The organism is Micromonospora sp. M51, from assembly GCF_018070305.1.
In the GTDB taxonomy this organism is placed as follows: Bacteria; Actinomycetota; Actinomycetes; order Mycobacteriales; family Micromonosporaceae; genus Micromonospora; species Micromonospora parva.
Map to the genome: position 1 here is coordinate 1 of NZ_JAGPXZ010000686.1, position 3313 is coordinate 3313.

Genomic DNA, 3313 nt, shown 5'->3' on the forward strand with positions numbered 1-3313 from the left:
CTGTGCTGCCGAACGGCAACCAGGCCTGATCGTCTGCATTCGAGCCCCCGGTAGCCGTCCACCAGGACGGCGCGCCGGGGGCTCGGCCGTAGCTGCCGAACCACCCTCCGACGCCGGCCGCACCGGTGATCGACTCGGCATTGCGGAAACCGCGCCAACCGCCCGACCCCGGCAACCGACGTCGCCCACCCCAAGATCGTGCTCGATCCTGGATGTAGGGGTGTCGGGCGCGGGCGGATGCGACTACATCCAGGATGTTGCGTGATCTTGCGAACGGCAGCGGCCGCGTGAACGGCCGCGCGTGAGGAGTCGCGCAGCCGCGCCGGAGCGGTGGCGGGCTGGGCCGGACCGGCGGAGCGCGGGTGGCGTCGAGCCTCAGGCCCGCAGCTCGGCGGCGAGGTCGCCGATCGACGCCATCGCGTACCGCTGCATTGCCGGGCCGAAGGTGATGCGGGTCGCGCCCTGCCGGCCCAGCTCGGCCACCGACTCCCGGTCCGGGCCGGCGACCATGTTGATCGGCCCGGAGATGCCGTCCCGCAGCTGCGGGAGCAGCTGCGGCGGCGCCAGGATCGGGTAGACGCAGTCGGCTCCGGCCGCCACGTAGAGGCGGGCGCGTTCCATCGCCTCGACGGGGTCACCCGTCCCGACCAGGAACGTGTCGACGCGCGCGTTGATGAAGAGCTCCTCCCCCGCCTCCGCACGCACCTCGGCCAGCCAGTCCGCGTGCCGCCGCGGATCCTTCAGGGTGCCGTGCCCGTCCGAGTCCTCCAGGTTGCAGCCGACGGCACCGGCCTCCACCAGTCGCCCGACCAACTCACGAGGGGCCAGGCCGTAACCACCCTCGACGTCGGCGGACACGGGGACGGAGACGGCGCGGACGATGCGCGCGACCGCCGCGAACATCTCGTCCGGCGGGGTCGCGCCGTCCTCGTAGCCGAGCGACGCGGCGACGCCCGCGCTCGGGGTCGCGAGCGCCGGGTAACCGGCGTCGGCGAGTACCCGGGCACTGGCCGCGTCCCAGGGGCCTGGCAGGACGAGCGGGTCACCGGCGGCACGGTCGTGGTGCAGGGCACGGAAGGTGGCGGTGGTCATCGTTCGGTCTCCCGGCGGGGCTGCGAAGGGGCGGGCTCAGGCGGTGTATCCGCCGTTGGAGTCAAGCACGGCGCCGGTGATGTACGAGGCCGCGGGGCTGGCCAGGAACGCGATGGCCTCGGCGGGACCGCTGACCCGTTGGATCGCGAGGCTGGACACCAGGCCCGTGAGCATCTCCGGGTCCGGCGGCACGCGCTGCGCGCGTTCTATTTGATCTTGCGGGTGGTGCGGACCACGATGTCCTCGTACTCCGGGTGCTTGACCAGCCAGTCGGCGAGGAACGGACAGATCGGCACAACGGTCCGGCCCTTGCTCCGCGCGTCGTCCAGCACCGCCCGCGCCAGCGTCGACCCGACGCCCCTGCCCTCGTACGCCGGATCGGCCTCGGTGTGGGTGTAGGCGATGATCGAGCCGGTCAGCTGGTAGGTGACGAACCCGGCGACCGCGCCCGCCTCGTCGCGCGCCTCGAAACGCTCCCGCGTCGGCGCGTCTGTCACGGTGAACTGCACAGTGCCATCCAACCACCCGCGCCGACGGCCCCCGCCGCGAGGCCGGCAGCGAAGGGCGACGTCACGCGCATCGTCGCGCCCGAAACGGGAACACGACGCCCGCCGGGAGCACCCCGAAACGGGGACACGACGCCCGCCGGGAGCACCGTGGGAGGAGACACGCCACCATGACGAACGCGTCGACGGACGGCGGCTTCGCCGTCGTCGAGATGTTCACGTCCCAGGGCTGCAACAGTTGCCCTCCGGCCGAGGAGTTGCTGAGCGAGATCGAACGCGACGCCCGGGCGCATGGACAGAACGTCTTCGCCCTCGGGTTCCACGTCGACTACTGGGACAACCTGGGGTGGCCCGACCAGTTCGCGGACCCGGCGTACACCGCGCGCCAGGAGGCCTACGCCCGGGCGTTCGGCACCAGGGGTCTCTACACCCCGCAGATGGTCGTCAACGGCAGCGTCGAGTTCGTCGGTTCGGACCGTCGCCGGGCGGCCAGCACGATCATGTCCGCCATGTCCTCGAGGGCCACCACCGCGCTGACGCTCTCCGTCGCCGGCTTCGGCGGAGACCGGGTGCTGGTGGACTACCGCACCGAACGGCCGCCGGCGGGCGCGGTGTTGAACGTGGCGGTGGTGCAGCGGGGCCTGGACAGCGACATCGCCCGGGGCGAGAACGCCGGGCGGACGCTGCGGCAGGACAACGTCGTCCGCGCCTTCAGGTCGGTGGTCCTGGACGCCGAGCGGGGGCAGGTGGAGCTGGCGACACCGCCCGATCTCGATCCGCGCGACGCCAGCGTGGTCGGCTATGTCCAGGAGAGCGGCGAACGGGCCATCGTCGGGGCGACGGCCGTCGCGCTGCCCACCGAGTAATCTCGGCACGTGCGGATGATGGGCGGTGCGAGGGGGTCCGGTGGCTGACGCTGACGACGTACGCCGGGTGGCGCTGGCCCTGCCGCACACTGTGGAGATCGCCAGCGACGGTTTCGACTTCCGGGTGGCCGACAAGGGCTTCGTCTGGTCCTATCCGGAGCGCAGACCGGGGAAGCCACGGGTGATCCGGCTCGACATCGCGGTGCTGTTCGTGGGTGACGAGGCCGAGAAACAGGCGCTCCTGCTCGGGGAGCCCGAGGTCTTCTTCACCACGCCCGGCTACGACGGTCTGCCCCTGGTGTTGCTGCGTCTGGCGGCGGTCGACGTCGACCGGTTGACCGAGTTGGTGACGGACGCGTGGCGGATGCGCGTGCCGGACTCGTTACTGGGCGACACCGCGGGCGCCGGCAAATAGCGACATCAGCACGCAACGCGTTCGACACATTGACGTGGATCTCAGTGCTCCACTACCGTGACTGAGAGAGCGCTCTCTCACCTCACCTTTCCCCCAATTCAGACGCAACGCGCTGGACTCGGCGAGGGCCGCAACCGGCGCGCGCGATGGAGGCACGATGAAACCTCCCGTCCCCCACCGCCGGTGGGCCCTGGCCGCCGCCACCGCGCTGGCCCTGGCCGTCGGCGGCCTCGCCATCCCGGTCACCGACGCGGCCGAAGCCGCGCCCGTCGGCGCCGGCAGCTACACCACCACCCCGGTCGGCGCGCTCCCCAGTGGCTGCGGGGCGATGTCCAGCAACCCCCGGCAGTTCGCCACCGCCAACGCGCCGTCCGGGCCGATACCCACCAACGACTGGTGGTCCTCGCTGCTGTGGAAGCGCACCGACTGTTCCT

At 71.8% G+C, this 3313-nt stretch carries 6 protein-coding genes; 3 read left to right on the forward strand and 3 right to left on the reverse strand.

Features of this window, described 5'->3' with window-relative positions:
- Nucleotides 1-375: 375 nt before the first annotated feature.
- From KBX53_RS27050 to KBX53_RS27060, 3 genes are read right to left on the reverse strand one after another with little or no spacing between them, the layout of a single operon-like run.
- Nucleotides 376-1092: an isocitrate lyase/phosphoenolpyruvate mutase family protein gene (locus KBX53_RS27050; RefSeq protein WP_210862351.1), complete on the reverse strand. Its 717-nt coding sequence runs from the start codon at nucleotides 1090-1092 to the stop codon at nucleotides 376-378.
- 36 nt (nucleotides 1093-1128) lie between these two features.
- Entirely contained in the window at nucleotides 1129-1266 is a 138-nt protein-coding gene (locus tag KBX53_RS27055) for an SDR family oxidoreductase (RefSeq protein ID WP_210862352.1), read from the reverse strand.
- Between the two features lie 32 nt (nucleotides 1267-1298).
- Nucleotides 1299-1601, reverse strand: a complete 303-nt coding sequence (locus tag KBX53_RS27060) for a GNAT family N-acetyltransferase (RefSeq protein ID WP_210862353.1) — start codon at nucleotides 1599-1601, stop codon at nucleotides 1299-1301.
- A 167-nt stretch (nucleotides 1602-1768) separates the two neighbouring features.
- Between KBX53_RS27060 and KBX53_RS27065 the strand changes: the two genes are divergently transcribed.
- From KBX53_RS27065 to KBX53_RS27075, 3 genes are all read left to right on the forward strand, one after another.
- Complete coding sequence (locus tag KBX53_RS27065; RefSeq protein WP_051708541.1) at nucleotides 1769-2464, forward strand: thioredoxin family protein; 696 nt, start codon at nucleotides 1769-1771, stop codon at nucleotides 2462-2464.
- Between the two features lie 40 nt (nucleotides 2465-2504).
- Entirely contained in the window at nucleotides 2505-2879 is a 375-nt protein-coding gene (locus tag KBX53_RS27070) for an MmcQ/YjbR family DNA-binding protein (RefSeq protein ID WP_210862356.1), read from the forward strand.
- A gap of 157 nt (nucleotides 2880-3036) precedes the next feature.
- Nucleotides 3037-3313 (forward strand): hypothetical protein (locus KBX53_RS27075; protein WP_210862358.1); only part of this gene is annotated, 277 nt, incomplete at its 3' end.